The organism is Nostoc sp. UIC 10607, from assembly GCF_047228265.1.
Classification (GTDB): domain Bacteria; phylum Cyanobacteriota; class Cyanobacteriia; order Cyanobacteriales; family Nostocaceae; genus Nostoc; species Nostoc foliaceum_A.
This window is the reverse complement of record NZ_JBIQNW010000015.1, coordinates 23,572-48,080: the sequence shown is the minus strand read 5'-3', so window position 1 is coordinate 48,080 and position 24,509 is coordinate 23,572. Positions and strand designations below refer to the sequence as shown.

General features: G+C 41.3%; 17 protein-coding genes. 10 read left to right on the top strand and 7 right to left on the bottom strand.

The window, feature by feature from the left end:
* The first annotated feature begins 1,177 nt into the window (after positions 1-1,177).
* The 6 genes from ACEYW6_RS15740 (at position 1,178) to ACEYW6_RS15715 (ending at position 9,941) form a co-directional block, all read left to right on the top strand.
* Positions 1,178-2,485, top strand: a complete 1,308-nt coding sequence (locus ACEYW6_RS15740) for a hypothetical protein (RefSeq protein ID WP_412980443.1) — start codon at positions 1,178-1,180, stop codon at positions 2,483-2,485.
* Positions 2,486-2,911: 426 nt separating this feature from the next.
* Complete coding sequence (locus tag ACEYW6_RS15735; protein WP_228058079.1) at positions 2,912-3,310, top strand: protealysin inhibitor emfourin; 399 nt, start codon at positions 2,912-2,914, stop codon at positions 3,308-3,310.
* 225 nt (positions 3,311-3,535) lie between these two features.
* The gene (locus ACEYW6_RS15730) at positions 3,536-5,431 is read left to right on the top strand and encodes a M20/M25/M40 family metallo-hydrolase (RefSeq protein ID WP_412980442.1); all 1,896 of its coding nucleotides are present in this window, start codon (positions 3,536-3,538) and stop codon (positions 5,429-5,431) included.
* 93 nt (positions 5,432-5,524) lie between these two features.
* Positions 5,525-7,507: a M36 family metallopeptidase gene (locus tag ACEYW6_RS15725; protein ID WP_412980441.1), complete on the top strand. Its 1,983-nt coding sequence runs from the start codon at positions 5,525-5,527 to the stop codon at positions 7,505-7,507.
* A 211-nt stretch (positions 7,508-7,718) separates the two neighbouring features.
* Positions 7,719-8,255, top strand: a complete 537-nt coding sequence (locus tag ACEYW6_RS15720) for a hypothetical protein (protein WP_412980440.1) — start codon at positions 7,719-7,721, stop codon at positions 8,253-8,255.
* Between the two features lie 936 nt (positions 8,256-9,191).
* The gene (locus ACEYW6_RS15715; protein WP_412980439.1) at positions 9,192-9,941 is read left to right on the top strand and encodes an SAM-dependent methyltransferase; all 750 of its coding nucleotides are present in this window, start codon (positions 9,192-9,194) and stop codon (positions 9,939-9,941) included.
* Positions 9,942-9,988: 47 nt separating this feature from the next.
* On the opposite strand, the gene ACEYW6_RS15710 is transcribed toward ACEYW6_RS15715, so the two are convergent.
* From ACEYW6_RS15710 to ACEYW6_RS15685, 6 genes are all read right to left on the bottom strand, one after another.
* Positions 9,989-10,792, bottom strand: coding sequence for an FkbM family methyltransferase (locus ACEYW6_RS15710; protein WP_412980438.1), 804 nt, complete (start codon positions 10,790-10,792; stop codon positions 9,989-9,991).
* Positions 10,793-10,953: 161 nt separating this feature from the next.
* Entirely contained in the window at positions 10,954-11,859 is a 906-nt protein-coding gene (locus ACEYW6_RS15705) for a S66 peptidase family protein (RefSeq protein ID WP_412980437.1), read from the bottom strand.
* A gap of 100 nt (positions 11,860-11,959) precedes the next feature.
* Positions 11,960-12,196, bottom strand: coding sequence for a type II toxin-antitoxin system HicB family antitoxin (locus ACEYW6_RS15700; RefSeq protein WP_412980436.1), 237 nt, complete (start codon positions 12,194-12,196; stop codon positions 11,960-11,962).
* Complete coding sequence (locus tag ACEYW6_RS15695; RefSeq protein WP_412980435.1) at positions 12,193-12,423, bottom strand: type II toxin-antitoxin system HicA family toxin; 231 nt, start codon at positions 12,421-12,423, stop codon at positions 12,193-12,195. The genes ACEYW6_RS15700 and ACEYW6_RS15695 overlap by 4 nt, the downstream gene beginning before the upstream one ends.
* Before the next feature lie 87 nt (positions 12,424-12,510).
* Positions 12,511-13,029 carry a CDP-diacylglycerol--glycerol-3-phosphate 3-phosphatidyltransferase gene (pgsA, locus tag ACEYW6_RS15690; RefSeq protein WP_412980507.1) on the bottom strand — a complete coding sequence of 173 codons (519 nt, stop codon included), beginning with the start codon at positions 13,027-13,029 and terminating at the stop codon, positions 12,511-12,513.
* A 199-nt stretch (positions 13,030-13,228) separates the two neighbouring features.
* The gene (locus ACEYW6_RS15685; protein WP_412980434.1) at positions 13,229-14,359 is read right to left on the bottom strand and encodes a LuxR C-terminal-related transcriptional regulator; all 1,131 of its coding nucleotides are present in this window, start codon (positions 14,357-14,359) and stop codon (positions 13,229-13,231) included.
* A gap of 316 nt (positions 14,360-14,675) precedes the next feature.
* On the opposite strand from ACEYW6_RS15685, the gene ACEYW6_RS15680 reads away from it, so the two are divergent.
* Both ACEYW6_RS15680 and ACEYW6_RS15675 read left to right on the top strand, forming a co-directional pair.
* Positions 14,676-16,664, top strand: coding sequence for a calcium-binding protein (locus ACEYW6_RS15680; protein WP_412980433.1), 1,989 nt, complete (start codon positions 14,676-14,678; stop codon positions 16,662-16,664).
* Positions 16,665-17,004: 340 nt separating this feature from the next.
* The gene (locus ACEYW6_RS15675) at positions 17,005-18,435 is read left to right on the top strand and encodes an aspartate ammonia-lyase (RefSeq protein ID WP_412980432.1); all 1,431 of its coding nucleotides are present in this window, start codon (positions 17,005-17,007) and stop codon (positions 18,433-18,435) included.
* Between the two features lie 132 nt (positions 18,436-18,567).
* On the opposite strand, the gene ACEYW6_RS15670 is transcribed toward ACEYW6_RS15675, so the two are convergent.
* Positions 18,568-21,315 carry a cation-translocating P-type ATPase gene (locus tag ACEYW6_RS15670; protein WP_412980431.1) on the bottom strand — a complete coding sequence of 916 codons (2,748 nt, stop codon included), beginning with the start codon at positions 21,313-21,315 and terminating at the stop codon, positions 18,568-18,570.
* A 175-nt stretch (positions 21,316-21,490) separates the two neighbouring features.
* Here ACEYW6_RS15670 and ACEYW6_RS15665 point away from each other — a divergent pair, with 175 nt between their 5' ends.
* Positions 21,491-22,573, top strand: a complete 1,083-nt coding sequence (locus ACEYW6_RS15665; protein WP_412980430.1) for an ATP-binding protein — start codon at positions 21,491-21,493, stop codon at positions 22,571-22,573.
* A gap of 73 nt (positions 22,574-22,646) precedes the next feature.
* The gene (locus ACEYW6_RS15660; RefSeq protein WP_412980429.1) at positions 22,647-23,618 is read left to right on the top strand and encodes a DUF362 domain-containing protein; all 972 of its coding nucleotides are present in this window, start codon (positions 22,647-22,649) and stop codon (positions 23,616-23,618) included.
* Positions 23,619-24,509 lie beyond the last annotated feature (891 nt).

Below are 24,509 nucleotides of genomic sequence, written 5' to 3'. Positions count from 1 at the left end.
GGTGCATTGTAGAGCGTCACTAATGTGTTAACAACGACAAATAATTTGTTATTCGACAAAAGAACAAGCTCAATACATAGTTACTAGTATTTTCAAGATTATATGAATGCTATAAAAGTGAATGTAATAGTATAAACTTCTTTACAAAACGCGATGTGCGACTTATTCCCGCATTTCTCACAAGCCCTGCGATGGCTACGCCCGCCGCAGGCATCGCACTTTTCATAATCCTTACCCAGAATATGTTTCGGGCATTTTTGGCAGTTTATTTGTTGATGCAGTGTGAAAAACCAGAATCTAGATTTTATAAGGCTTTGAGAATTCTGGTGAGAAATACGGCTATGTTTCGTTACAAAAGGCTGGTGTACGAATGATTGAAAAGAAAAATCCCACAATCCTCATCTGGAGAGAGAAAATCGTCACCAGTGATTAGAATGAGGGAAAGATGTTTTCTATTGAAGAGTTTATCATTGCCGTATTTTGTTGTATTGACAACTTGCTAATTGAAATTACCTAAATCTACCCAATAAAGAGACAAGGTTTGTCTTAATTAGTATCATTTTCAGCAATACTATACCTTTGGCTTACTTATCCTCTAACTTTAGTTAGAGGATTAAGTCTTTGAGCTTATCATAATGAAATTATGTATCGAAACATGATTCAGATATCAAATATCCAATTTTTTAAGATTAGACATCTCCAGAAATGATATGAAGGCGAACAACCCTTCGCCCCCAATACGGTTCGGTTAAAGGTATTGGTTTTGAATACATCCTTTACGCAATACCTGCAAGCCCATTCCCCAGACCACACTCGATTGTGAAAAATGCTTATCCGAACCGTATTACGTTCGCCCCTACTAAGGATTTTGAGCAACGCAGAATCAATTATTCGGGATGTCTACTTAATAACTATTGGGAATTCAGAATGTTGCTCGATGAATGGGATTAGCTTTCAGTCTTAAAGTTTTTCTGTCTAACTGTGAGAATTCAATTACGAGCTTAACAATAGTTTGGGTTCTACTACTTATTTAGCTCCTAACTTTAATAGATAAAACTAGGATTTAGGTATCTCTACAGATATTAAACATCTTAACTGAAGCTAATCACAAACTACTACATAACCGATACTTGATAATGCTTAAAAAAGCATAATTACCATATAAAGAGGGATAATTATGACCACTGAATCGGCGGCTAAACCAATCACGCCCAAATTTGATAACTTCCAGACTCTTGCTACTGAAAAGGGAGCTGTTCGCGCTGTAGCAGAGAAAATGTTTGACTTGCCTGCACAAATAAATCCACCTATACTTGGTTCTCGCACGCGTATTTGGAAGCAAGATCCTTCTGTAACAGAACTAAAATTGCCAAGAACTGTTTATGTTCACACCGAAGTAAACGATGGGCCTAGTGACTCCCAAATTAGAATAAAGGGTGTTGTGCCTGTTCCTGCGGATGTTAATCGAGATTTTTTACCAGACCCTGCTGCAAATGTGGAAGCTTTCGACGCGGTACATACTTATACTGTCGTGCGTCAAGTTCTTACTTTCTATCAAAGAGTATTGAAGAAAAAGTTGAATTGGCAGTGGAGTCAAGATAATGGTGAGCAAGCAATCAATGTTTATCCTCATGCAGGAGAAACGGCAAATGCCTTTTATAGCCGTGAGGAAAAAGCTTTAAAGTTTTTCTATTTCACTCCCTTTAAAGATTCAAATTTAACCTCGAAAGTTTTTACTTGTCGTTCACTAGATATTGTTGCCCACGAAACTGGACATGCAATATTAGACTCGCTAAAGCCTGAATGGATCTTATGGGATGCGCCAGCACAAACAGGAGCTTTACACGAGTCATTTGGTGATTTGACATCCATCTTTTTGATTCTGTCTCAGTTGGATTTGGTCGAGTATATTGTCGCGGAGACGAAAGCAGATTTACATCACAAGAATATATTGGCTGAACTAGCAGAGGAATTTGGACTGGCTTTTAACCTACGTAATGGGTTGCGAAATGCAGATAATAACTTAAAACTCAGTGAGGTTACTCCTGAGGTACATGACTTGTCTCAGGTATTTACAGGAGGAGTGTTCGACACTTTGGCAGATTTGTTTACATCACGCAGAGATCCCTATGTGCAAGATAGTGCCGAAGTTCTCTACCAAACTGGGAAATATTTGGGTGAAGTTGTGCTGCGTGCTATTATTGAGTCCCCAAACACTAATGCCAGCTTTGCAGATGTGGCTAATGCCATGATTAGAATTGCTCAAACAGACGGTAATCACGATTGCGCTAAATTTGTACAGAAAAACTTTGAATTTCGGGAAGTTTTGGGATCAAAAGCTTTTGGGACTCACATTGATTTATCCAATTTTGGTATGTATCCTAGTCGTCGTTGCGCTTGTGGGACAATGCAGCATCCACAATATAGACCAAAGGCTGCTCACTTGAATGGCACTCACACAGATGGAATGGTCAAGACACCATAGGTGTAGGAGAGCAAAGAAGCAGGGGAGAAAGAAGAAGCTCCATGAGCATCTGAGTCCAATGTCATCAACAAAAGCTGAAATCTTTGCCAGGGAAGGGTGTAGGGAAGTTGTTGATTTGTAAGTATTATTTGGTTCTTCGTTTTTTCCCTTACATCCTTACCCCTTACACCCTTACGCCCAAAAACCAGCTATAGGGTTGTGCTTTTTAAGCGTGCCATTCGCATTTGAGCCAAAGGGATAAATTCTCTTCTTCCCCTCTGCAACCCTTACACTCATTACACTACTTGCTTTTAGACTTAACTTAGTGCCATTCACTCCTCACTCCAATGGAAAAAATGACAAGCAAGCTTAATGTCCCCTCTCTTTGAGAGGATGGCAAGGAGAAGAAGCAAGTGTGAAGTATAAAGTGTATGACCGCTCTCCTGTATGAAGCATTTATTTTTATATCTTTTGTCTTTCATCCTTCTTCTTTTTCTTGCCAATCAGCCAATAAGTGAGGCTTACTCAACTATGAAAGTTAAGTTCGTTCAGTCAGGAGGATACGCAGGCTTGAGAAGGGGTTGTGAAGTGGATACAAACTTACTTCCAAGCAACGAAGCGGCTAAGTTAAAGTCTTTAGTGGAACAAAGTGGCATTCTACAAAAAGCTAAAAGTAATCACGCGCCACATGCCCGCGACTTGTTTAACTACAACATTACTGTTGAAACAGCTGAGGGCGAGGAGTGCAATGTCTCATTTGATGACTTGAGCTTACCTGAAGGTATACAACCATTGCTTAACTATCTCCAAAGTTGTGCGTATCCACTTACGCCTAATGTGAATTAGGAAAAAAGGCAGGAGAAGTAAGAAGATGAAATTTACTAGCTTTTCAAATCAGACTTCCCCATGACTAGCATAGACTTTAGAACGTTAATCACAACAATCTTTGTCATAGTGGATGATTTGTATCAAAAGCAAGTAAAAAGTTTTTTAGCTTAAGTTTCTGTACGATTGCTACCAGAAAGCCTCATTTAATAAAGAGCATTGTAAATAATTTTGAGAAGTTAAATTATGAGTGAAAACACCCATAATGTTATTTTTTTTGACATAGGCGGTACTCTTGGATCTCCAAGAATTTCACCCTTTCCCTATCGCCTTGAAGGTTTAGATGTTTATCCTTATGTGCCTGATATACTACGGCAGTTGCGTGATCGCAACAGTCGCATCGGAATCATATCGAATATCGGCGATGATAAACCCGAAAACGTAAAGAGAGTGCTGGAAAAGTGCCAAATTTATGATCTTTTCGATTCTGATCTAATCATTTATGGTGCAAAAAACTCTTCAGAAATCTTTCAGTTTACAGCACGTCAAGTAGGCCATTCTAATACTCCAAACCAGTGTCTATTTGTTGGTGAGGATAGTCATGAGCGAAGTTATGCAATACAAGCTGGTTGGCGTGTAGTTCCACATCCTTGTCTAGTTTGGGACGTGCTCAATGGTAGCCATTTAAGGTATATTCGCATAACTGTCCCAAGCGATCGCAGTGAACAGGGATGGCAGCAAGTCATTAAATCTTTACCTGTTGTACCTTTGTATGTGACTGGTGACAAAGGAAATCAGGTTTATGCGATCGCCACAAGCCAAGCGGCGATGAGACTTGATGATTTGGGATTTGCAGTAGATCGCTTGGGTAGTGAAGACGATCCCCTGACTACAGAAGTTTATTTACTACGGGACGATCTTCAAAAAAGCACTGGCTTTCTCAACCCACAAGGAAGATCGACGGAATTTTTTGCTAATGATGAATCCTCTAAAATGGTTTTGGCTTCTTCAACCGAAGGTCTTTTCGTTGCCTTACCATCAGATCACTCAGTAGAGGACTATCATTTTGAGAACGCCCAACACGGACATAATCTGAAACTGCTGCCCGATCTTAGTTTGCTCGAACCATTTGGAGAAGGTAATAATGCAAGAACTGCTGGCTTTTTAACCTCCCCTACCACTGAGCCATCCTTAAATCAGGCTGAATTAGACAAATTTAAAGCCATTACACCCGACAAAATTCGCAGCCATGTGGAAAGGTATGCAGGGATCAAACCTCTCGATGAGCAGCAAAGAATTATCAAAAGCCGACATATTCACAGTCCAGATATGCCGTTGGTTACAGAAGCATTAGCACAAGACCTAAAAAGCATTGGGGGAGATATTTTTAGTGTCAGAATGAATCAGTTTGTCCACGAAGGACGGGAGTTATACAACGTCGAGGCAGAAATTCAAGGCAGTCAATCACAGGAGATAGTTCTGGTCACTGCCCATTTAGATTCTACTGCTGCCAGCGATAGGCCTTACGATGCCAAAAATGATCCTGCCCCCGGTGCCGATGATGATGCAAGTGGAGTTGCTGCTGTCTTAGGGCTTGCCGAGGTGATCAAAGAGCTTAATTCCCTTAACCCATCTAAGAGAACAATTCGCTTTGTCCTCTTTAATGCCGAGGAGCATGGCTTAGTCGGTAGCCAAGCTTACGCCAGAACGCAAGCGGCGATCGCTGCTCCCATTGTTGGCGTGTACCAGATGGACATGATTGGTTATAACATCGAAGCTCCTCGTTCCTTTGAAGTTCACGTTGGTTATGCCAAATGCGCCGACGTGCAGCAGCGATCGCTCGTTCTCGCCCAGCGTCTTGAACGGCTAGTTTCTGTTCTTTCTCCCAGACTAGAACATCCTCAAATCTATACCCAACCCGACCCTGCCGAGGGTAGGAGCGATCATGCAAGTTTCCATCAACGGGGCTACGCAGCTTGCATTACGTCTGAGGACTTTTTCGTAGGTCCCGATCTAACATCACCCGAAGCTGAACCCAACGTCAACTATCACCGAAAGGAAGATAAGTTTGTGGATTTTGACTATGCGGCTGATATTGCCCGCGTAGTTGGTGCTGCTGCATGGGTGACAGCAAATGCTTAATTTGGGATCAGCCCATAGAAGGTTATTAAAACCTAGTTTTTTCCTTGTTCTTTAACTTCCGCTTTCTCATTACAAAAAGGTTAGGTATGCACAATGGTACATTCTATTGACCGTCGTAACTTCAGCACAAATCGTGCGACTCCAAGCCGTATTGATGAACTCAGCCGAAATGCGTCATTTGTTTCTAATGAGTTGCCTGGAGAACATACTGTTAGTGTCGCTTATTTGAATTCGCTCACAGGTACGCCCAACACTCTCGTTTCAAACAATGCCCCAAGCACAGATGGATCGCTGATTGATCGAGCGTTAAACTTTGTCAGCCAGACAAGTGCTGCTTTCGGATTTGCTCCCAGCGAACCAGTAGAATTTGTCCCAGACCCGACCATTGAAACAACTAGTGCTGATAGTCGCGCCGTTCACTTACAACAAACCTATCGTGGTATTCCCGTCTTTCAGATGGTTCGTACCGTTCGCTTTTCTCCTAACCAGGAGATTAATGAAGTCGTCGGAAATAACGTCAATCTCCCAACTGGGATTAATATTGCGCCGCAAATTGATGTTACCCAAGCCGTAACATCTGCTGCTGCGTATATCGCTAACCCCAATGAAACTGAGGAGATGAGAGACGGTTGGGGACAGCCAATAACCCCTATCAGCGTGGACTTGTCCGATTACAACCCGCGAGTGCTAGTTACTTTTCCCATGCCGAGTCAACCGACAGTCTTGGATAAAGGGCCTTTTGCTGACTTGATTTCCGCTCATCTGGTTCTTTTTTATCAAAATCCTGAGACACGCCTCGGATGGTACGTGCAGATTACTCTGCCAGATTATCAAGATCAATACGAAGTTATTATCTCAGCCGATCAATCTAACCCAGACATTCTTTACTGTCAAAGCTTAATGAGAACGGTTGTGGAGGGCAATGTTTATACAGAAAATCCCAGGACTACCCCACGAAGAATGATTCGTTTTCCCAGAGACTTGAATGAGTATCCTGTTCCAGTCGCCCAACCTCTGCCTCCTCAATTCCCTGGTGACTGGTGTATTAACAACCAGTCCGTTGGCAATAATACGATCGCAGCTCTTTGGGAGGTTATATTTCCAGGACGACAAGAACGTGAAATTCAGAAACTTGAAGGGCAAGAGCAAAATGGTAATGTCGTGTTCAATCCTAACGACCCTAATGGAGATGAACAGAAGATATTAAACATCTTCTATTTCTGCAACTATATGCACGATTTCTTCTACCTGTTGGGCTTCAATGAAGCAGTCGGTAATTTTCAACAGATAAATTTTACAGGGCAAGGAACTGCTGGCGATCCGGTGGATGCTCGCGCCTTTCGTAATCCGGTTCCTGGGACAGCGAATATGTTAACTCTGCCAGATGGGCGAAAAGCCATTATGAACATGGGGTTGGTAGTTCCTACTCGGCGGCATACTGCTTTTGATGCAGATGTAGTCTTCCATGAATTTGCTCATGGCGTGACTAACCGTTTAGTCGGTGGTCGAATGAATAGTCCACGAGGACTCCAACAGCCTCAAAGTCGGGGAATGGGTGAAGGCTGGGGTGACTATTTTGCTCTGACGATTCAAAATTTCGGTAAGCCAGTTGAGAAAGTTGTCATAGGCGATTGGGTGACTGATAATCCAAGAGGTATCCGTGGCTTGCCCTACGAACGCAACTTTCGCGATCGCTTTGGCAAACTTGGGAAAGATCGCTACAACGAAGAACATAATATCGGTGAGATTTGGTGCGCCACATTAATGGAGATGAACCGCCAGATTGGGCAGGCATTAGGATCGCAAGAGCGCGGTCATCAGATTAGCTGGCAAATGGTCGTTGATGCCTTAAAACTGTCTCCCTCTAATCCCAGTTTTCTAGATGAACGTGACGCAATACTCTGCGCACTCAATGACTTGCTTACGAAGGGACGCTTAACCAATGACGAACACGCTAATGTAAGAAGGGCTGTTTGGACAGTCTTCGCTAAGTTTGGCATGGGGCCTAATGCTGATTGTTTTGGGGCTTCGCTCAATGGAATTGTTGAGGATACTAGTCTGCCCCCAGACTTATAGGTAAGGCGTAGGGGTAAAGGAGCATTTCCTGCCCCTACTCAATAATGAACCTCGACTTCATGCAATTACAAAATATTCTTAGATTTCACCAAGTGCATCCCGTGCGGCTAACATATTTGTTTGTGACGCAACACTTTGGAGTTCCGCGATTGATGGAGTTCAGAGTCTTGAGATTTTCTGGAAAAACTTAGCTTTCCTTCAATTGTAAAAAATGACCTTTAAATCGACAAAATTCAAATCAAAACTTTTGATTGTCTTGAGTTTGATTTTTATTCTCTTTATTAGTGTGATTTTGGCTAATAATCATGCCTTAGTAGTATATGTACCAGAAAAATTAAATACAAATCTTTTTTTAACTCATACATTTTATAATGAAACACGACATAAAATGGTTAGTGCTGATTTTGGAGAGCAGTTTCAATTGAAAATTAGTGAAATTGCTAGTATAAACTCTGGAGAGGTTGAACTAACTTTACTAGACGTAACAGAAGATTCAAGATGTCCTTCCGATCTAAATTGTTTCTGGGCAGGACAAATACAAATTATTGTTAAAATTTTAGTAGATAAGAAAGATTTGGGAAAATCAAATTTGATTTACAATGCAAGCCGGAAGGATTTAGCTATCAAAAAAATTGATAATTATTTAATAGAGTTTATTAAGGCTGAACCTTATCCCAAGAGTAATCAAAAAATAGAACTTTCCGATTATATTTTTACTTTAGTAGTTTCTCTACTAAAAGATAATTAAGGAAGGTGTAGAATAACAAATTATTTGTCGTACTGGGTTGACAACACGCATTTACTCAAGTTTTATCCAGAATACTTGGTCGGATTTTCTATTTTCCCTTAAGTTTTTTCGCAACCAAAAAGTGGATATGATCGAATGACACTAAGAAAATCTCTAAGCTATGCTCCATAAACATTACAGACGTTTATACCAAGTAGAATTATCAGGTAACTTTGTTATATCCGTTGTAATTTGCCAATACCCCCAAGTTCTTCGCTAATTTTTCTCATATAGCGTTCTTCAGTTTTACCATTGGAGAAAAACCAGTATTTTTAGAAATTAATAGACGACAATTCAAATGTGATAAATGTAAAAGATCCTTCAGCGAAAACCTAGATTTTATCAGAAAACAAAGGATTTATACAAAATTAATTTAGCATCATTCCCAATAACTTAAATTTCCTTTGGTGCATTCACTACGTGAGCGCTTGTAAATGTAAGGGCGATGCTCACAGTATAGAAATAATGAAAAAATAATGAAAAAATAATGAAATAAATTTTAGTTTTAGTTTTCGTTTCTTCTAATCAGCACCCTAATGGATCGATAGCTTTCTTGTCTAATTGCTCAACTCAAGACTGTCCGGAGTATTGTTAAGAGACTGCGAGTAAAGTTTGGTAGTGCCCAAGATGTAATGATGGAGAAGTAGAACTTTTTGAGATATCTCATCAAGATGAATTCTCGTGCAAAACAGTATTTTGTTTGTAAATAAAATCACCCCGTACTTGAATATAATTTTTAGCGATGGCTACGCCCGCCGCAGGCATCGCACTTTTGTTGTCCGACCTCACAAAATCGCATTGCTCCCTATGAAAATTTAGGTTGTGAAAAAAAGTAAGTATAAAAGTTTGATTCAGTTTAAAATATAATGTATCGAATTAATGAAAATAGTTAAATACATGGTTAAGTATCCTGCTCCAGCTTTCTTAAGTGATTATTGGCAAAATTCATTTAACTTAAAACAACATTTACAGAAATTTTTGCATTTGGATGTAGAAACACTAGAAAGCAAGTTAGCGGTAGGACAAGAACAAATGGCCGAGTTAGGCCATAAAGATTTTGATTGGGATACAGCAACGGATTTTTATCGTGACCAGGTGGGAGAGGTTTATTTATTTGAGTTGGGAGCTTGGCATCTAGAACAAAGTCAAAATATTGAAAATACATTACATTTGATTGTAGATCATGCCCAAGGTCGGGTGTTAGATTTTGGCGGTGGAATTGGTACTCATGCAATTAATGCTGCCCTTTGTCCACAGGTTGAGCAAGTAATATTTTGTGATCTGAATCCTATTCATAATGATTTTGTGCGTTATCGAGCTGAACAGATGGGTTTGAGCCACAAAATAAGTTTTTGCTTAGAAATGCCTGAAAAAGAGACTTTTGATACCATCATTTCTTTTGATGTTTTAGAACATTTGTCAGACCCCACCAAACAGTTACTAAAGTTTCATGAAGCACTGACACCTGGTGGTAAAACAATCTTGAACTGGTATTTTTTTAAAGGCTTTAATCAAGATTATCCTTTTCACGTTGATGATCCTCAAATAGTAGAAACTTTCTACAGAACGCTTCAGAGTAATTTCTTAGAAATTTTTCACCCTTATTACTGCACAGCTCGTTGCTACCGGAAATGGGATTCAGTTTAACTCAAGCCCCACAGTAGTTTTATGTGTAAAGATAAAAACTACTGTGTTTATAAACTAACATGAGTATCGTACCAAGGTTCTTTGATATTTAGCCTGTTTAGTAACATTTTCCCCACAGGAAATCGATAGATAATCCCATTCACTCCGATTATTTTATAAGTCAAAAAAATGCCTTTATAGACCTTGATTACTTCACTCTCAGAAAGCCAACTACCTGGGGTTTCTTCTCCAAAAAGCCCGCTAGCACCATATTCAAATTGATGTGTGATATACTGACCTTCTTTTGCTGGTGAAGGACAGAATTGTTTAGGTACGTGTCCCTGACTGATGGCTTTGAATTTGTGATAACCAAGTTCTTTTAACAGCGCAAATTCTTCCAGCAGTTCCTTCCAAGAAGTCTTGGTTGATTCTATAGACAGGAACTGTGGTTTATTATCAAAGTGCCGTAATGCCTGTATGCATAATAAATCAGCACCTTCAATATCTACTTTGATATAGTAGGGAATGCCAAATTCCTCCAAAATACTTTCAAATCTCCGCCCTTCTACAACCATCTCGATGGAAGGCGCATCAAAAGAGCTTTCGTTTCGAATAGCCCAATCTGGTGAAGTTGTACCCCAAAAGCTTCTCTCCAAGTTGGCGTAAAAAGTGACTGGCTCATCTTTCGGTGATACAGCAATATTTAGAAGGGTAAGTTGACCATTTTCTATATATAAATTTAGTCGCTTTTTTGTAGCTTCGTAAAGCTCAGGATGAGCCTCAATACCAACAACTCGAAAGCCTTTTTTTAAGTAAAACTCTGTATCCTCGCCTGTGTGAACACCAACATCAATTATTAAGTTTTTATCCATAAATCACATTTTCCTTGAATAATCACCGCAAGCGTTCAAACATGTAATACTTTACACTATCTATAGTTTTTTATATGGAAATGCTACCAAAATAAACCTCTGATATAGTCATTTACTTTGAGATTTTAAAACACTTAACCAGAAGCGAATCTGATTTTAACTTAATATGGATGCGCGATCGCTAATATCCCCGCATCCCCATCTAAAGTTACCTCTACACCCACTGGTAAAGCTGCATTGGGGCTATTATGACCAAAAGGTAAATCAGAGACAACAGGAATACCCAAATCACCCAAGCGATCGCGCAATACTTCTTCTACACTAAAGCTAGATACAGTTGGCGGCGCTTCGCAGCGAGTAAAACCGCCCAAAGCAATACCGCAGACTTGTGACAAAGCACCGCTCAAACGCCACTGCGTTAGCATCCTATCGATGCGATAGGGTGCTTCTGTAACGTCTTCTAACGCCAGAATTACACCATCCAGATGTGGCAGGATTGATGTAGCTAAAAGGTTAGTCGCAACCGTGAGATTACCTGGCAATAAAATGCCATTAACAACCCCACCACCCCACCCGCAACCTTTGAGAGGAGCGAGAGGGCGACCCTCTACCGAATCGAATAATCGCTCAATTGACCAATCTGGCTCATCTAACAAGGTCGTCAGCACGGGAGCGTGAACACCGGAAATGCCTACTGTATAAAGGCTCCATAACAGGGCTGTGATATCAGAAAAGCCTATGAGCCACTTTGGAAACGCTGAGTTTGCTTGCCAATTCCAATCTTCTAAAATGCGGGTGCTGCCAAAACCGCCTCTGGCACAGAGAATACCGCGACAATCAGGATCTTGCCATGCTGTGGCTAATTGCTGACGGCGGTTTTCATCTGTTCCAGCGAGATAACCCCATTTGTCATCTATCTGAGGACTGACTTCTACTCGATAACCACGCGATCGCCAAATTTCTATACTCCGTTCAAATGCCTCAAATTCTCGCAAAGCACCACTAGGGGCAATTACTCGTAGTAAGTCTCCAGGTTTCAAAGGCGGTGGTAAGGTTTTGGATGGCATGAAAAAACTTAGAAGTTTGGAGTTAAGAATAAGAACTATACCTCAGAACTCCTATAAAATTCTGTTGAATTATTTTTGAAATTACTGAGTGTTCATATAATTAGGGTGAGGATTGCACAAACCGAAAAGAAACGTTTGCAGTCAAAGGCTCTGGTAGTGGTTTTCCTTGTGCTTGGTAATCTTCAATCAAAAGTTCCAGCACTTCCTCACCATTATTGAGAGCATCCGCGTAGGTATTTCCATGAGTGTGTGCATAGGGGCCAAACTCAGGTAGGCTGACAATGTACTTTTTATCTTCCATCGACCACTGAATTACAATACTATATTGTGGTTTCATTCCTGTTCTCCTTTGTCTTCTTCTTCCTCCGGTAGTTTTATTTCTATAAGCGCATTTCTAACATCTTTTTCCTGGTAACGATCTGCATCTGCTCCGTCTTTGCCAGACAAAGTGAGGCTGTAAAGTAGCAAAGGATGGCTCCATACTGTATGACTGCCTTTGCCGCTTCTATAAGTAAATCCAGCTTTAAGGAGCATTGCTTTTAGTTCCCGAATTTTCTTGGGCACTGTTAGAAATTTCTTACCTAACTACAAATATTTTGTCATGATTATCTGGGAAAATCTCAGATATACAGGGACGATACAGTAGATGTATCAATCAGCAGTGCTAGCTTTTTGGGGCAAAAGATAAAGACCTCCAGATATTAAAGTCAGGGCGACAGAAATCCAAAAGGCAATCAGAGAGGGAGTTTGCCACACTTCACCCAGAGGTGCAATTAAAAGTGCGATCGCAACTATTTGACTAACAGTTTTGAGTTTACCCCAAATATTCGCCCCTGTAATCGTCTTTTGACTTACCCGCCAACCAGCGATCGCTAATTCCCGCGCTAAAATCAAAAACACTCCCCAAGCTGGCACTTTTCCCAGTTCAATCAACACCATTAACGGTGCAAGTACGAGAAATTTATCCACTAACGGGTCAAGAAACTTACCTAAATCACTAACTTGGTTGAGTTTCCGCGCTAAATAACCGTCTAACCAATCAGTCAATGCGGCGACAAGAAAAATCGCCAAACATATCCACTTAGCTTGATCTGTGGGATTATATAAGCCGTAAAGCAGAAATGGTACAGCCAGAAGGCGAGAAAAAGTAATCCAGTTGGGTAAAGTCATGATTTGGGTTGAGGAATTATCTATAATTTTAACCAAGCAAATAATTGCCCTAATGTCAAATGTAAATCACTGACTAAATCGGGTACTGGCAATATATCTTGTTCATTTTTTAAATAGATTGCTTGTTGCTGAGGCAAATACACTAAAATACCATATTTCTCAAACATTAGGACACAACGAACTACACTTGAATCGATATTTAAAGATTGACAATACTCAACTTCTGTAATGCGTACATGACCGCACCAAGGCGGCTTTGAACACCAAATTTTTTGTAAACATTTTCCAAATGTTTCTTAACTGTACGATCGCTCATTCCCAACTGCTTGGAAATTTCATGGGTACTCGGATCTCTCGCTACCCAAAATAGCACCTCAGCTTCCCGTTTGGTTAACCCCAGCATTTCTAAGTATTTAACTGAAAACACATGAGGTTGAATTTCTTCCAACAGCAGGTAAACCCGTTCAAGTGCTGCATGATAATTCAGTCTCACCGTCAGCTGAGTTCCATTGTATTCCAGGTGAAGTAGACGCACAGGAGAAGGAATCTCGGTTGACTGTTTTAGTAAAGATATTTGATGATTTATCCATCTTTGAAGGATGTCAGGTAGCGAGTTTGGCAGCTTTGATAGTGGGCAATATTTATGTAGTAAGTCTCCAGCTTTTTGGCTTATCCACTCCACTTTGCCGTCAAGAAATAGAGCAATTAAACCTACTTGTTCGGTTGCCTGATTTAGCTGGCTAAGTTGTTCCTGTACTTGAGTAAATGCGGCAATGTTCTGATATGCCTGCTCTAACTGCGGACGAATTAAATTCAGAATTAAGCGATCGCGCTCAGTGAAGTTCCGGCGATCGCGGTTGATTGATACAACTAAGTGGTCTTGTCCTTGATGAAACTGATCGGCATTCCCTATGGAAGGAAGCTCAAAGTGAATCGCCATCTGATCCTTCAACCCAAGGGACTGAAAAAAAGCATAAAAAGCTTCTCTGCGTTGAAACTCTGGCTCACTAAAAAAATCTGAAATTGCTAGTGCTTGTCCATCCAGTGTTTTGACATAACGTTTTGCAACTGGATGAGTAAAAAATTTTTGACGTTGAGATGTGAATGATTCCGCAGCCATGCCTACTTCAGGATGGGGAAACGTGTAGAACCTGGGCAAGAAGGGTGTACCCCGAATGTTGAAACTGCCTATTGCAAATGTTTCTGCACCTACTAACTTTGGTAAAGCTGTCAGTATTTGTATGGGAAATTTATCAATACTGCAAGGTGCGTAAAGCGATCGCAAAAAAAGCAGAATCCTCTGCAAATCATTTTGTGACAAATTTTTCACGGCTTTTTATAGGTAGATGATTACTGCTTCACAATTAACTACGGCGATCGTCGTATTGTTTTCGTAAAAAAGTTTTGTCATTCTACTATCAGTAATTTTCTCGAACAAAATACTGCTCAGGGATTTCCCTGAGACAGATAAAACATTTGTGCAAGTCGCAATGATGCGATGAATCGTGAAAAGCCTAGTAATGCTGTCTACGAGACGCTATACGTAGCTAAAATTCGTGTAAAAATACACGAATTTTTGTAAAGACTAGCTTGAACGATTCCTCTAATAATTTTCAAACATCCTCTAATTTAAGGAGAAGCTCATTATGGCAGGTACCAATTTTAACGATATACTCATTGGAACCGCAGGCAACGATATCCTGGACGGCTTCGATGGAAACGATATCCTGAGCGGTTTAGGTGGCAGCGACACTCTCAGAGGCGGTAATGGGAACGATACACTCAATGGAGGCGCTGGCAACGATGAACTCAGAGGCGGTAGTGGCAGCGATATCCTCAGAGGCGGTAGCGGCAATGATTTCCTTTTTGGGGGTACAGGTGTAGACAACCTAGATGGTGGCGATGGCAATGACACCTACATCGTAGACAACACACTTGATGTAGCATCCGAAGTATTTGGTGATGCTTTGGGCGGCGTAGATACGGTAGAGGCTTCAGTCAGTTACACCCTGAGTACTAACTTAGAAAACCTGAATTTGACAGGGGTAGCAGCAATTAACGGCACAGGTAACGCCAAGGATAATGTCATCAACGGCAACAGTGGCAATAATATACTCTCTGGGTTGGATGGTAACGATAAACTTTTCGGGTTGGATGGTAACGATCAACTCAATGGAGGCGCTGGCAACGATGAACTCAGAGGCGGTAGTGGCAGCGATATCCTCAGAGGCGGTAGCGGCAATGATTTCCTTTTTGGGGGTACAGGTGTAGACAACCTAGATGGTGGCGATGGCAATGACACCTACATCGTAGACAACACACTTGATGTAGCATCCGAAGTATTTGGTGATGCTTTGGGCGGCGTAGATACGGTAGAGGCTTCAGTCAGTTACACCCTGAGTACTAACCTAGAAAACCTGAATTTGACAGGGGTAGCAGCAATTAACGGTACAGGTAACGCCAAGGATAATGTCATCAACGGCAACAGTGGCAATAATATACTCTCTGGGTTGGGTGGTAACGATAAACTTTTCGGGTTGGATGGTAACGATCAACTCAATGGAGGCGCTGGCAACGATGAACTCAGAGGCGGTAGTGGCAGCGATATCCTCAGAGGTGGTAGCGGCAATGATTTCCTTTTTGGGGGTACAGGTGTAGACAACCTAGATGGTGGCGATGGCAATGACACCTACATCGTAGACAACGCACTTGATGTAGCATCCGAAGTATTTGGTGATGCTTTGGGCGGCGTAGATACGGTAGAGGCTTCAGTCAGTTACACCCTGAGTACTAACCTAGAAAACCTGAATTTGACAGGGGTAGCAGCAATTAACGGCACAGGTAACGCCAAGAACAACGTCATCAACGGCAACAATGCTAACAATGTACTCTCTGGGTTGGGTGGTAACGATAACTTGAACGGCAATGGCGGGAACGACATCCTCAGAGGTGGTAATGGCAATGATGTCCTCAATGGGGGTACAGGTGCCGACAACCTGGATGGGGGTGACAACAATGACACCTACATCGTAGACAACATATTTGATATCGCATCTGAACAATTTGGTGATGCTTTGGGCGGCATAGACACTGTACAAGCTTCAGTCAGCTACACCCTGAGTGCTAACTTGGAAAACTTAACTTTGACAGGGTTAGCAGCAATTAACGGCACAGGTAACGCCAGCAACAATGTCATCAACGGCAACAGTGGCAATAATATACTCTCTGGGTTGGGTGGTAACGATACTATTTTTGGTGGGTTGGGCAACGACATTCTCAGAGGTGGTGCCGGAACTGACAGTCTCATCGGCGGATTGGGTAACGATGTGTTCGATTTCGACTTGATTTCAGACAGTCAACCTGGTGTACTGCGCGATGTGATCAGTGGTTTCGTTGGCAACGGTTTTGGATTAGGCGATCAAATCGATTTATCTACCATTGACGCTAACCCATTTTTAGCAGGCAACCAAGCCTTCACTTTCGGTGGCAACGGCCTCGGTCATCTCAGTTATAGCGGAGGCATTCTTCGAGGTAACCTCGATTTCGATCTTGCTGCTGAATTTGAAATTCAGATTGCAGGAGCGCCAGCACTATTTGTAGCGGTAGGAAATGCTGGAAGCGACATTATCCTTTAATTAAGTAAAGATACATTGAATAGTCGGAGGGAGAAGTGACTTTGCCTGTCCCTTTTTATTTCAGTATTTTTCTGTACTTAATTGTATTGGATGGTACATTACAACGTGATGGAGCAACCACTTAAAAACGCTAAAAAGCCTATTTAATAAGACTTTTGACTTCGCTTCGTGCTATTTGTTAGTTTTGTATCGTAGCTAAAAAAAGATTTTTTGTACGCCAAGGAAATTCCCTAGCCACGACAATTCCCGAATTGGTGCTGAAGGATTGGACATAGTAAAAAGGGCCTGAGTATCATTTGCATGGCATGATCTGTACTTTAAAGATCATCCAAACAATACTATGACTGAAAATATAGATTTTCGCATCGAACGAGATTCGATGGGCGATCGCCAAATTGCTAGTAGCGTTTATTACGGCATTCAAACACTTCGGGCAATCGAAAACTTCCCAATTAGTGGTATCAAACCTTTGCATACTTACGTAGATGCTGGATTGATAATTAAAAAAGCTACAGCAATTGTGAATGGAGAACTAAATTGCATTCCCCAAGATATTAGTCAGGCGATTGTCCAAGCAACTGATGAAATCCTGGCTGGGAAGTTCCGAGATCAATTTGTTGTCGATGTTTATCAGGCGGGTGCTGGAACATCTCACCACATGAATATCAACGAAGTTTTGGCAAATCGCGCCTTAGAAATTCTTGGTGAGGAAAAGGGCGATTATAAACGTGTTAGTCCTAATGACCACGTTAATTATGGGCAGTCTACCAATGATGTGATTCCTACCGCAATTCGCATTGGTGGATTATTGGCATTATCCAAGACATTACACCCAGCAATAGATGGTGCGATCGCATCCTTAGAAAACAAGGCTGTAGAATTCCAAGATATTGTCAAATCTGGCAGAACCCACTTACAGGACGCTGTACCCGTGCGTTTGGGTGAAAATTTTCGGGCTTGGGCACAAATCCTCACAGAACATCAAAACCGGATTTACACCGCCTCTGGGGATTTGATGGTGCTGGGTTTAGGAGGTAGTGCAGCGGGAACCGGGTTAAATACTCATCCTCTATATCGCGCCCGTGTGGTAGAAGTTCTTTCAGAATTGATTGATACTCCTTTAGAACCTGCACCGCATCTTATGGCAGCTATGCAGAGTATGGCCCCATTTGTAAATGTTTCCGGTGCTTTACGCAACTTAGCGCAGGATTTAGTCAAAATATCTCACGACTTGCGACTGATGGATTCGGGGCCAAAAACAGGCTTGAAAGAAATTCAACTCCCTCCAGTGCAACCCGGTTCCTCAATTATGCCAGGGAAATATAACCCCGTGATGGCAGAGATGACATCAATGGTGTGTTTTCAGGTGATGGGTTACGACAGTGCGATCGCTTTAGCCGCCCAAGCCGGACAATTAGAATTAAATGTGATGATGCCGTTGATTGCCTATAACTTGATTCACAGCATCGAAATTCTCGGCAATACCATCGCTGTCCTTACAGAACGTTGCATTGAAGGAATCACAGCAAACCAGGAACGTTGTTTAGCTTATGCAGAAGGTAGTTTAGCCTTAGTAACCGCACTAAATACCCACATCGGTTATTTAAATGCCGCAGCTGTCGCCAAAGAATCTTTAGAAACTGGTAAATCTTTACGGCAAATTGTTTTAGAACGCGGATTGATGAGTGAAACAGATTTAGCCACAGTGTTAAATCTAGAACAGATGAGTGGTATTTTACCTTTGAGTCGAGAATCAAAGCAGATCGATTAGTGTCAATTTTTTTAACGTAGACGCAAAGCGGCTTACCGCAGGCTACCACAGAGGCGCAGAGTACACAGAGAGAAAAAAACCTCTCATAACTCTGCGTTCTCTGCGTTCTCTGCGGTTCGTTTTTGGCTGTATTTAATTTGGCGGATCAAAACGATTTACTACTGTAGCCCACAAAATCATTGGTGAACCAACTGCTAAACAAAATAGCCACTGCTGCAAGTTTAATGGTGCTGTTTCAAAAACTTCATTAATTAATGGCACATGAGCAAAAATAATTTGCAAAACAATTGCCCCTAAAATCCCAAAGCCAATAGCAGGAATATCAACGTTCTCTTTAATTGTGCCGTCCATCTTGGCAATCAAATTCGGGATTAATTGACTAATACTCAATAAATAGAATATCCGTCCGGCAATGAGAGCGTTAATCGCCATTGTTCTGGCTAAATCAATATTACCTGTAGTTTGGCGGATATATTCAAATACTCCAAATATGACAACCCAATTAAATAGAGAAATTGCTAAGATTCGTTGTAACCGACTTCCTGAAATTAATGGTTCATTAGGATGACGGGGTGATTGTTGCATGATGTTTTGCGCCTTTGGCTCAAAGGCTAAAGGCACTGTCATAGTAATAGAATTGAGCATATTGAGCCACAGAACTTGTAAAGATAAAATTGGTAAATCTCTGGCTAACAATGTGCTAATTAAAATTGTCATTGATTCACCACCATTGACAGGCAAAATAAAGCAAATTGCTTTGAGCAGATTTTTATAAACTGCCCGTCCTTCTTCTATAGCAGCTTCAATGGAGGCAAAATTATCATCGGTAAGCAGCATATCTGCGGCTTCTTTGGCAACTTCTGTACCAGCACCACCCATCGCAATCCCAATATCTGCTTGTTTTAAGGCTGGTGCATCGTTGACACCATCTCCTGTCATAGCAACGATTTCACCTTTTGATTGCAAAGCTTCGACTAAACGTAGCTTTTGTTCTGGGGCGACACGGGCAAAGACTACACCTTCTTGGGCAACTTGGGCAAGTTCTGTTTGATCCATTTTTGCTAGTTCTGCACCTGTGAAAGCCAGAACTGAACCATTTTTGTTGATGCCCATGCGGCGGGCGATCGCCTGCGCTGTGATAGCATGATCGCCAGTGATCATTTTGACCTCAATTCCCGCTTCCTGACAGGCTTGTACTGCCTTAATGGCACTCTCACGCGGCGGATCGATCATTCCCTGCAAGCCGATGAAAATTAACCCGGTATCAATATCTGGATGATCTAGTGTATTTTGCCCATCAGGTACTACTTTCTTCGCTAAAGCTAATACCCGCAAGCCTTGCCGTGCCATAATATTGACTTCCCGCTCGACGCTGCTTTGCCGTAATGTTTCTACACAATCCAACGGGCGGGGTTGTCCATCAGTGTTCAACATCAGGGTGCAGCGCTGGAGAATTGCCTCGACTGAACCCTTGACATAAATAGTCTTACCTTGGGGTGTGGCGTGCAAAGTCGCCATGTATTGAAAGTCTGATTCAAAGGGAATCGCATCTACCTTTAGCATTTGCTTAACTAAGGTAGGCTGACTAAAACCTGCTTTATTTGCTGATGCAATTAATGCGCCTTCTGTGGGATCTCCCATTACTACCCACCTACCATTCTTCTTTTCTAAATGGGAATCGTTACACAACAAGCCTGCGATTAAACATTCTTGCAAACCTTTATGGCTGTTGAGGTTCACGGGTTTGTCATCTATCAGGATTTCGCCTTCCGGTGTGTAACCGATACCAGTGAGAGTATATTGATATCCCCCGGCATAAATTGCCTGTACTGTCATCTGGTTTTCTGTCAAAGTCCCAGTTTTATCAGAGCAAACAACAGTTGCACTCCCCAAGGTTTCCACGGCTGGTAATTTGCGGATAATAGCGTTGCGTCGTGCCATCCGGGAAACACCTATGGCTAGGGTGACTGTCACTACTGCTGGTAATCCTTCAGGAATTGCACTGACTGTTAAAGCAACTGCTGCTTCTAAAGCTTCTTGAAAACCTCGAAAGCTTAATCCCACCACGAAGCAGAGGGCTGCTAATCCTAACACCATATATAGCCAATTCTGGCTGAATTTATTGAATTTTCTAGTTAAGGGAGTAGAAATATCTGTGTGTTGCTCCATTAACTGAGAAATCCGCCCTGTTTCTGTGGTGTTCCCTGTGGCAACTACAACACCAGTACCTTGCCCAAAGGTAACGAAGCCACCCGCATAAGCCATGTTTTTGCGCTCGGCTAGAGCAATATCTGGTTTTAAAGTTTGAGTATTCTTTTCTACTGCTAGAGATTCACCAGTCAGGGCAGATTCATCTATTTGTAGATTTTTAACTTGAATTAACCGTAAATCTGCTGGGACTTTATCACCAGAAGTTAATAAAACAATATCTCCAGGCACTAACTCACCAGAAGCAATGCGTAATTTTTGACCATCACGGATGACGGTTGCTTCTGTGGTAATTGCTTTGGCGAGGGCAGCGATCGCACTTTCGGCTTTTGATTCTTGAATAAATCCAATGATGGCGTTGGTGGTAGTCACTCCCCAGATGACACCAGCATTCACCAAGCTGCCAGTTAGCGCCTTTACTAAACCCGCACACAACAAAATAATCAGCAGTGGTTGGTTAAATTGCAGTAAAAATTTTAACCACCAAGGTTTGCTTTTCTTGCCTGTGAGTTCGTTTGCCCCCACTTTTGTCAATAAGTGTTTGGCTACTGCACTACTCAAACCATTCTCAGCATCACTATCCAAGCGAGCGATCATTTCAGAAATTTCCAAAGTATGCCAAACGGTGAATTGCTTTTCTTGGGGTGCAATGGGAGATGCTGCCTGTACCATACATATTCCTTAATTTAGTGTTAAATAAGTTTTAGCACTAAGAGTAAGTGCTAAATACAAATAAGCACTAATAAAAATTGACTATTATCATAATTACTTTCAATGCTTGCTCAGTAGTCATGCAAGTGAGTATGCTTGCCATTAAGTGGGGATTAAAACCAAGGGCAAAAACTAGGTGAATTTGGATTTGTCTACTCCTTTACAATTAGTTGGGCGATCGCTAGAATTTCAGCGAATTGTCGAAGTACTAGCCCAAGATGGAGACTTGCTAATTACTGGCGTACCTGGTAGTGGGCGACGAACTTTAGTGCGAGGGGCTGCTCAAGAAGTTGGTGCGATCGTCTTGGAGATAGACTGCATCCGCGCTACAGATGGAGAGCGATTTATCCTCCTGCTAACAGAGACAATTAGCCAAAACTGGGAAGCAGCACAAATTCAAGACTGGGTAAGCAACTTTGGCAATGAGTTTTTTGTCTTTCATCCAGAAGGTAAACTTAAGTCATTGCGTTCCCTGAACCAAAAGCAGTTATGGCAAGCATTTGAAATTTTGCTCAATTTGCTCCAAATTATGGCTATTGGTTTAAATAAGCGGGTAGTGCTGATTTTGCAGGGTTTTCCGCACATTCGCTCTTGGGATCGCAATGGTTTGTGGGAAGCCACATTCAGACGAGAAATCAATGTACAAACTCATGTCAGCTACGTCTTGGTAGCAACCATAGCTGAAATCAGCCATCATCCAGATGAGACAAACTATCCGCTAGAAACTATACAGTTAGCCCCCTTAGCTAATGACGTTTTGGCATTGTGGGCTAGGGAGATATTGCATATACAAGGAATGAAATTTGATTCTCGCTCCCAAGCACTGCAATTATTTTTAGATGCTGTCCAAGGACACATTGGCGACGCAATGGCAATAATTCGCCGCCTGCAAACTTTTTCTTATCCTGATGGGTTAATTAGTGAAGCAGCAGTGCAGCAGGCAATAGAAGGATTACTCAAAGACTTGTCTTTAGTTTTTGAATCTTTACTAATGTTATTGCCAGCCAATCAGGTGCATCTTTTAGAATCTTTGGCTTTAGATCCTACAGATAAACCACAAAGTAAAGAATATATTCAAAAACATGGTCTTTCAAGAGGTGGTAGCCTTCAGGGATCGCTGACTGGATTACAGAACAAAGGTTTAATTTATAGTGCTGAACAGGGTTATCAACTAGCATTACCTTTATTGGCTTTGTGGTTACGGCAGAGGTTAAGCTAGTACGCGAGATTTTAGAGAATTGGTATAAATAGGAAGATAGAAGAATATCTTCATTACTGGTAATTTATTATCCATGCAGACTCAAAAATCATCTGTTAGTCTCATCCGGGCTACATCTTATGAACGAGAGGCTTTACGAGAATCTTTAGTTACACTGCTGGAACCTTTTGGAGGAATGGCAGCGTTTGTGAAAAAAGGCGATCGCGTTTTACTCAAACCTAATCTACTTACAGGGACGCGTCCTGGTAAAGAATGTATCACCCGTGCCGAACTAGTTTACGAAGTTGCCCAGATGGTAATTGAGGTTGGCGGTAAACCATTTTTGGGCGATAGTCCTGCTTTTGGCAGTGCCAAGGGCGTAGCAGTGGCAAATGGCTATCTGCCTATTTTAGAAGAACTCAATCTTCCTATTATTGATTTTCACGGTCAGCGTTACCAAACCGTCAGTGACAATTTTAACCATCTGCGGCTATCTAAAGAAGCAATGGAAGCAGATGTAGTGATTAACCTACCGAAAGTGAAATCACATATGCAATTGACATTAACACTGGGCGTAAAAAACTTATTTGGTTGCGTTCCCGGCAAAATGAAAGCTTGGTGGCACATGGAAGCTGGAAAAGACGCGAATAGATTTGGTGAAATGTTAGTAGAAACAGCCAGGGCAATTAACCCTAACTTAACCATATTGGATGGCATAATTGCTCATGAAGGAAATGGCCCCAGTAATGGTGAACCTCGCCAGTTGGGCATTTTAGCAGCCGCATCAGATATATTTGCTTTAGATCGGGCAATGGTAGAAATCCTCAATGTTCCTCCTGAACAAGTGCCCACAGTTGCAGCTTCCCAAAGGCTAGGAGTTTGTCCAGAACTTGCTGCCATAGAGTTTCCGCATTTAAATCCTGACTTATTAAAAATAGAAGATTGGCGGCTACCCGACAAGTTAATGCCCATCGATTTTGGTATGCCTCGCGTAATTAAGTCTACGTTTAAGCATCTTTACACCCGATTTATTAAAGAACCAATGAGTGTTTATGGAAGGGAGTAGAGAGTGTGGGAGATAAGGAGAATAACTATGCCCAATATACCCAATCCCTAATTTACAAGTGCAAACTTCGTTACAGCAATTTTATTTATTAGCAGAGTAATCTCTAATTACCCTCCGATTGCTTAACCAGACCGCCCTATTATATTTAGTGGCGGTTTTTTTAGTTGATTAATTTGTTATAAAATTTACCGTTTTAGATTTTGATTTATCCAAAAAGTTATACAGATTTAGAATCTGGAAATTGGGTATTTTGCTCAAAGATGAGCCAATTTTAACGATAAGCCTCTACACTACCTTATAAAACATTTTTACTCTACCTATATATAGATTGACAAAAATGCTGTGATATTACATAGATTTGAAACTTTAAATTCTTAAATATTTGTTTAGTGGTATCACTGAATCTATGCTGCACAACATGAGTAATGTATCTGTATTTATTCGGTAGCTATCATTGGTTACAAAAATCATTCCTGCCATTTCTTCTCTGGTGGCAAATATCCTTGTGTATAACTACTGTATAACAATTAAAAGCACTGAGAGATATTCAGTGCTTTTGCGGTTTTGTGTCCTGTATCACAAATTAGTAATTCCAGTAAAATGACCTTATCAAAGGCGTTGCAGGATGTTATAATCATGAAGAATAGAACAAATACATTTTGCTAATTAATCTTTAAGCAGCGAAAAAATGTAATTTATGATGCTGTTAAAGTGAGTTTTGCGTATGCAATCAGTTACACCATACAGGGAAACATCTGAAAATATTAATTACAAAATAAAACATGATTTGTCTACTTGTAACTTTGTATTAAGAACTCTATGTATAAAAACGCTGTTATGACAGTTGCAAAACTGGTTTAGATTGTAGAATGCTACACATTTTACAATCTA